This window comes from Pseudomonas syringae, assembly GCF_002157375.1.
Classification (GTDB): domain Bacteria; phylum Pseudomonadota; class Gammaproteobacteria; order Pseudomonadales; family Pseudomonadaceae; genus Aquipseudomonas; species Aquipseudomonas syringae_T.
In genome coordinates this window covers 1-7,011 of the sequence record NZ_MTSA01000041.1, presented here as the reverse complement: position 1 = coordinate 7,011, position 7,011 = coordinate 1, and the positions used below count along the sequence as shown (strand labels likewise).

Here is a 7,011-nt window from a genome sequence, read left to right as displayed (position 1 = left end):
CACCCGCTTCACGCAAGCGATGGGCGAGCTGATTGGCGCGGGCGTTGAGTTGCGCGTAGCTGAGTTGTTCAGCTGCAAAAATCAGCGCCGGGGCCTCTGGTGTGGCCTGTACCTGGGCCTCGATCAAACTGTGCAGGCAGTGTTCGCCAGGGAAATCAGCAGCCGTGGCATTCCAGTCGCGGACAATCTGCTGTTGTTGGTGGTCATCCAGCAACGCGAGTTCGCCAATCGCTGCCTGTGGATCACGCACCAGCGCCAGCAAAACCTGCCACAGATGCGCCGACAACTGCGCCATGTGCGACTCGCTGAAAAACTCGCAGGCGTAGCTGAAACGCATGGACAACGTTTCGCCCAGATTGACCACCAGGGTCAGTGGGTAATGAGTCTGCTCCTGCGTGTGCAGGCCGCCGAACACCAGCCCCTGCGGCGCGGACTGTTGCAACGCTTCGGACACCGGATAGTTTTCGAACACCAGAATGTTGTCGAACAGCGCCTCGCCAGCACGGCGGGCCCAACGCTGAATGTCGTACAACGGCGTGTGTTCATGCTCGCGCAAGGCTAGGTTCTTCGCCTGCACCTGCTGCACCCAGTCCGCCACCCGCTGTTCCGGGCGAGGGCTGGCGATCACCGGCAGGGTGTTGATGAACAGCCCCAATTGCTCTTCGACGCCCGGTAGCTCAGCCGGGCGCCCGGCCACGGTAGCGCCGAAAGTCACGCTGGTCTGGCCGGTGTAGCGTTGCAGCACCAGCAGCCAGGCGGACTGCACCAGCGTGTTGAGGGTGACGCGCTGTTCGCGGGCGAACTCGCTCAACTGTCGAGTGCTGTCGGCATCGATCAGTTGCAGGTAATCGCCATGCCCCTGCCTGTTCTCAGGCGCTTTGAACGCCTGAACCAACCGGGTGGGCTCGTCCAGTTCGGCCAGCTGGCCGGTCCAGAAACGTTCGCTGAGCGCAGCATCCTGACGCTGCAGCCATTCGATGTAATCGCGATAACGGCTGACTTGCCTCGGCAGTGTCTGGCCGCTGTAGCGTTGCAGCACCTCGCCCAGCAGGCGCGAGCTGCTCCAGCCGTCCATGAGGATATGATGGCTGGTGTAGATCAGTTGATGCGTCTGTTCGCCGGTTCTCAACACAGCCAGCCGCAGCAACGGGCCTTGGGCCAGATCAAAGCCCTGCTGACGGTCCGCATTGGCCCAGTCGTCAATCCATGCGCTTGAGTGCGCGAGGGCATCCCGTTCGACAAACGGCATGCTCACATCGCGCAACACCACTTGCAGCGACTGCTCGAGATGGCTGACAAAACCGCTGCGCAGCACCTCGTGGGCCTCCAGCGTGGCCTGCCAGGCGGCGCGGAAACGTGGCACGTCCAGCCCGCTGACTTCAACACGCATCTGGTTGATGTAATTGCCCGCCCCCTGCTCGAACAGGGTGTGAAACAGCATGCCCTGCTGCATCGGGGCCAGCGGGTAGATGTCTTCGATCTGTCCGGCCGGGATCGGCAAACCGTCCAGCTGCGACTGACTCAGGCGCGCCAGCGGGAAGTCCGACGGGGTCACGCCGGCCACGCCTTCGGCGGTGCAATGCGCAATCAATTGTTGCAGTTCTACCGCGTATTCATCGGCCAGTCGCTGCACGGTGTCACGCTCGAACACCGCGCCGCTGAAGGTCCAGCTCAGGCGCAACTCACCGCCATAGACCTGACCATTGATGCTGAGCGGCGCAGCCAGTGGCGCATCGGCACTCTGCGACGCGCCGCTGCTGTCAGCTGAGGGCGTGAACAAAGCGCCTTGCGCGTCAAAGCTACCGTCGAACTGCCCCAGGTAATTGAACACGATGCTGCCCTGCGGCAACGCCTGCAACGTCTGTCGCGCCGGTTCGCTGCCCAGATAACGCAGCGCGCCATAGCCAATGCCTTTGTCAGGCACTGCGCGCAGTTGTTCCTTGATGGTCATGATCGAATCGGCCAGCGTGGCCTGCGGGGTGAGCCGGACCGGGTACAGGTTGCTGAACCAGCCGACCGTGCGGGTAATATCCAGTGCGTCGAACAGGTCTTCGCGGCCATGCCCTTCCAATCGAATCAGCGCATGCGGCTGCGCGGTCCAGCGGCTGACCACTCGCGCCAGCGCGGTCAGCAGCAGGTCGTTGATCTGCGTGCGGTAGGCCGCCGGCGCTTCTTGCAGCAGTTGCCGGGTCAGTTCGCCATTCAGTTGCGTGACCACCGACAGCGCGTGTTTCTGTTGCTGGCCGCCGTGTGGGTAATCGCATGGCAAAGCATCGCTGACGTCCTGCAACTGCGCTTGCCAGTAACCCAGTTCCTGCTCCAGCACGGCGCTTTGCGCGTAGCCCTGTAAATGCTCGGCCCAGCTTTTCAGTGAGCTGGTTTTCGCCGGCAGCGCCAATGGCCGACCCGCCTCGATAGCGAGATACACCTGTTGCAGGTCTTCCAGCAGCACGCGCCACGACACACCGTCCACCGCCAGGTGGTGAATCACCAGCAACAACCGCTGCTCGCCCTGCGGCAGGTCGATCAGCACTGCGCGCAGCAGTGGACCGTTTTTCAGGTCCAGGCTGCGTTGCGCTTCGTCGGCCAGTTCGGCCAGGCGCTCGACACTCTCCAGCGTGTGGGTCCACAGCATGTCACGCGTGTTCAGCGCGCCGAACGTGGCTCGCCACTGGCCGTCTTGCCGGGTGAAACCGAGGCGCAGTGCGTCGTGCTGTTCGATCAGCGCCGTCAGTGCAGCGTGAAGAGCAGTTGCCTCCAGCGTTTGCAGAGGTTTGAGCATCAGCGCCTGATTCCAGTGCTGGCGCTCAGGAATGTCCAGTTCGAAGAAGCGCGCCTGAATCGGCAGCAACGGCAGCGAACCGCTGACCTGTTCCACCACCGCAGCGGGCTTTTTCTCGATCAACTTGGCCACCGAAGCCAGTTGGCCGACGGTCTGTTTTTCGAACAGTTGCTTGGGGCTGAGCTTGATGCCCTGGCGCTTGGCGCGGGCGATGATTTGCAGGCTGAGGATCGAATCGCCGCCCAGTTCGAAGAAGTTGTCGGTGCTGCCGACCTGTTCCAGCTTGAGGACATCCGCCCAGACGGCCGCGAGCTTTTCCTCGATCTCGCCGACCGGTGCGGTGTAACGCTGCTTGACCACGCCCGGCTTGGGCAAGGCGCGCTTGTCAAGCTTGCCGTTGGCGGTCAGCGGCAGCCTGTCGAGCAACAGGATCTGCGCGGGCACCAGGTATTCCGGCAGGCGCGCCGCCAGTTGCTCACGCAGGGATTCAACGTTCAAGGTCGCACCGACTGCTGCGACGCAGTACGCCACCAGTTGCAGACGTGTTTCGTCGCTTTCCAGCGGCTGGGCCAGCACTACGGCTTCGGCGACATTTTCCAGGGTTTGCAGCCACTGACCGACTTCGCCCGGCTCGACCCGATAACCGCGAATTTTCACCTGATCATCCGCACGGCCCAGGTATTCCAGCACACCGTCCACCCAGCGCGCGCGGTCGCCCGCCCGGTACAGGCGCTGACCATCGGCGTCCGGGTCCGGCACGAAGCGTTCGGCGGTCATTGCCGCACGGCCCAGATAACCCTGCGCCAACCCTTGACCGCCCAGATACAGCTCGCCGGCCACCCGCTCGGCGACCGGGTTCAGGTAGGCGTCCAACACCCGCGCCTTGCCGTTGGCCAGTGGCTGACCGACCGGCACACTGCGGCAGCCACTCAGGCGCTCGGCCACTTCATGGGTCAGAATGCCGACCGTGGTTTCGGTCGGGCCGTAGTGATTGACGATCCGGCAGCCCGGCTTCAGCGCGCGAACCTGCTCGATCAACGCCCACGAACTGGCCTCGCCCCCCAGAATCAGCAATTGGCTCGGCAACACGTCCGCCGGGTGGGCGGCCTGCAGCAAACCCTGCAAATGGCTGGGCACGATTTTCAGTACCTCAACCTGATGCTCGGCCATGTAGCGGGCAAAACCGTCGGGGTCGAATGCCTGCTCGTGAGACAACAAATGCAGCGGGCGACCGGACGCCAGCGCGCCAAATAACAACGTATGGCCGAGGTCTGCCGCCACGGTCGACACCATCGCCATGCTCGCCCCGCTCTCCAGCGACAGGCGCGCAAGCACGCCCTGCACGTAGTTGGCCAGCGCGCCGTGGCTGATCACCACGCCTTTGGGCAGCCCGGTGGAGCCAGAGGTGTAGATGATGTAAGCCGGTTGCTCGGGCAGGACCTGAATATCCAGCGCCTGGCTGTCGGCATCAGCCCACAGCGCAGCATCAAACGCCATCACCGGGCACACGCCGAGCTGCGCGGCCTTGTTGTCGCCAGACGCGTGAATCAGCAACACCGCGCCGCTGTCACGGGCCAGTTGTTGCAGGCGCTCGGCGGGTTGCGCGCTGTCCAGCGGCAGGTAAACGGCACCGAGTTTAAGCACCGCCAACAGGCTGACCACCCACTCCACAGAACGGTCCAGGCACAGCGCAACGGTCATGCCCGGCTTGATGTTCTGCGCGTGCAGGTAGCGGGCGAACTGGTTGCTGCGTTGTTCAAGTTCGTCAAAGCTCAGCACCTGCTGGCCAACGCGCAAGGCAGTCTTGCCGCGCCCGATGTGCAGGCCCTGTTGCCACAGGCTGAGGAAGTCACCACAGGCAAAATTGGCGGTCTGTTCAGCGACCGGCAGCGAGACGGTTTGTGGCTGATCGGCCAGACGCTGGTCAGTGTCCGCGACCAGCGCTTGCAGCACGGCGCGCAGTGCGTCGGCCATGCGCTCGATGGTCTGCGGCTCGAACAGGTCGGTGGCGTAGGTGAAGTAGCCGCAAATGCCGCCCGGCGTGTCAGTGAAGTCAAAGGCCAGGTCAAAACGCGCATCGCTGCTGCCCATCGGGAACTCATCGATAGTCAAGCCCGAAACACGTTGCCCGCCGTCATCAGCGGCCAGCACATGCTGGTTGATCTTGAACTGGAACAGCGGGTTGTGGCCCAGGTTGCGTTCCGGGGCCAGCGCGTCCACCAGGTGTTCAAACGGCAGCTCCTGATGCGACTGGGCACCGGTGACCACCTGTTTCACTTGATCCAGCAGCTCAGCAAAACTCTGGCGCTCGTCCACCTGCACACGCAGCACCTGGGTGTTGATGAAGAACCCGATCAGGCCCTCCAGCTCGCTGCGGGTGCGCCCGGCATTGGGCGCCCCGATGCGAATGTCGGCCTGACCGCTGAACCGCGACAGCACCACTGACAGCGCCGCCAACATCAACATGAACAAGGTCTGGCCGCTGTTGCGCGCCTGGCTTTTCAGGTGTGCAGAGAGCTGTTCCGGCAGGTCAACACGCACCGTCGCGCCGCGCTGACTGGGTTGCAGTGGACGCTCGTGGTCCAGCGGCAGGTTCAGCAACGGATGCTCTGTGCCCAGTTGCTGTTTCCAGTAGTCCAGTTGCCGCTCGCCCTCCCCGGCTTCCAGCCAGGCGCGCTGCCAGATGGCGTAGTCGGCGTATTGAATCGCCAGCGCGGGCAATGGCGCCGGCTGCCCGGAAACCTGCGCCTGATACAACTGCACATACTCGCGGATAAGCACTTCGCCGGACCAGCCATCGGAGACGATGTGATGCATGCACACGGTCAGCACGTGCTCGGTGTCGCCCAGCTGAAACAGTTTGACCCGCAGCAAGGTGCCGCTGAGCAGGTCGAAAGGCTTTTGCAGCTCGGCGCGCACCTGGCGTTCGATGTCGGCGGGTTCAACCGAGGCGTACTCGAGGGCGACGGTCGCCTGCTGAAGAATCTCCTGATAGAACGCGCCGTCCTCGGAAACAAACCGGGTGCGCAGGGTTTCGTGGCGCTGCACGAGATCGTCCAGCGCTGCGCTCAATGCCTGGCGGTTCAGCGGGCCATTGAGGCGCACTGCCATCGGCACATTGTAAGCGGCGTTGTCCGGCTCCATCTGCCAGAGAAACAGCATGCGCTGCTGAGCGTAGGACAGCGGTATACGCGCGGCATCATGCCGGGTGACAGCGATGGGCAGAAGCCTGAAGCTTTGTCCGGTTTCGTGCATCTTGGCGAGGATCTGCCGGCGCTGTTCAACGGGCAACCCGGTGAAACGCTGGGCGATACGCTCTGCTGCAGACTTGTCCATGTCAGATACCCGCCATTTCATTCATCATTTTTTCGATATCGGACAAGCCGTCCTCGGTCAGCGACAGGCCACTGCTGGCGAAGGCCTGAATAAATTCGTTCAATTGCGGTTTCTCGAAAATCAGGCGCAGCGGGATGTCGATCCCCAGGCCGGTGTGGATTCTGGCAATCAGTTGCGTGGCCAGCAGCGAATGGCCGCCCAGTTCGAAGAAATCGTCGCTCAGCCCGACGCGCTCGACTCGCAACACATCGGCCCAGATCGCCGCCATGTGCTTTTCCTGCTCAGTGGACGGCGCGACGTACTGACGCTGCAACTGAGTGGCGTCCGGTGCGGGCAGCGCCCGGCGATCCAGCTTGCCGTTGGCGGTCAGCGGCATGCTGTCCAGCACGATGAAATGCGTCGGCACCATGTACTCCGGCAGCGATTCTTTCAGATGCGCTTTCAGCACTTCGCGCAGGTGATCGCTGCGCTGTTCAGCCACCAGATACGCCGCCAGTTGCTTGCCGGCCGGGCCGTCAACGTCGATAACCACGGCTTCCTGAACGCTGTCGTGCTCCAGCAGGCAGGCTTCGATTTCGCCCAGCTCGATGCGCAGGCCGCGAATCTTCACCTGATGGTCGATACGCCCGGCGTATTCGATCACACCCTCGTCGCGATACCGCGCCAGGTCGCCGGTGCGGTAAAGCCGCCCACCCTGCTCATCAAACGGATCGGGCACAAAACGTTCAGCCGTGAGCGCCGCCCGGTTGTGATAGCCACGCGCCAAACCAACACCGCCCAGATACAACTCAGCCGCCACACCTTGCGCGGCAGGCAGCAAACCGTCGTCGAGGACGTGAGTTTTCAGGTTGTCGATAGGCCGACCAATCGGCACGCTGAGCACGTCGTCCGTG

Annotated in this window: 2 protein-coding genes; both read right to left on the bottom strand. The window is 63.1% G+C overall.

The window, feature by feature from the left end:
* The coding region (locus BW686_RS25885; RefSeq protein WP_084921041.1) for a non-ribosomal peptide synthetase at window positions 1-6,118 on the bottom strand (6,118 nt) is incomplete at its 3' end.
* 1 nt (window position 6,119) lies between these two features.
* Window positions 6,120-7,011, bottom strand: an 892-nt coding sequence (locus BW686_RS25880; RefSeq protein WP_084921038.1) for an AMP-binding enzyme, incomplete at its 5' end; no start/stop codon positions are given.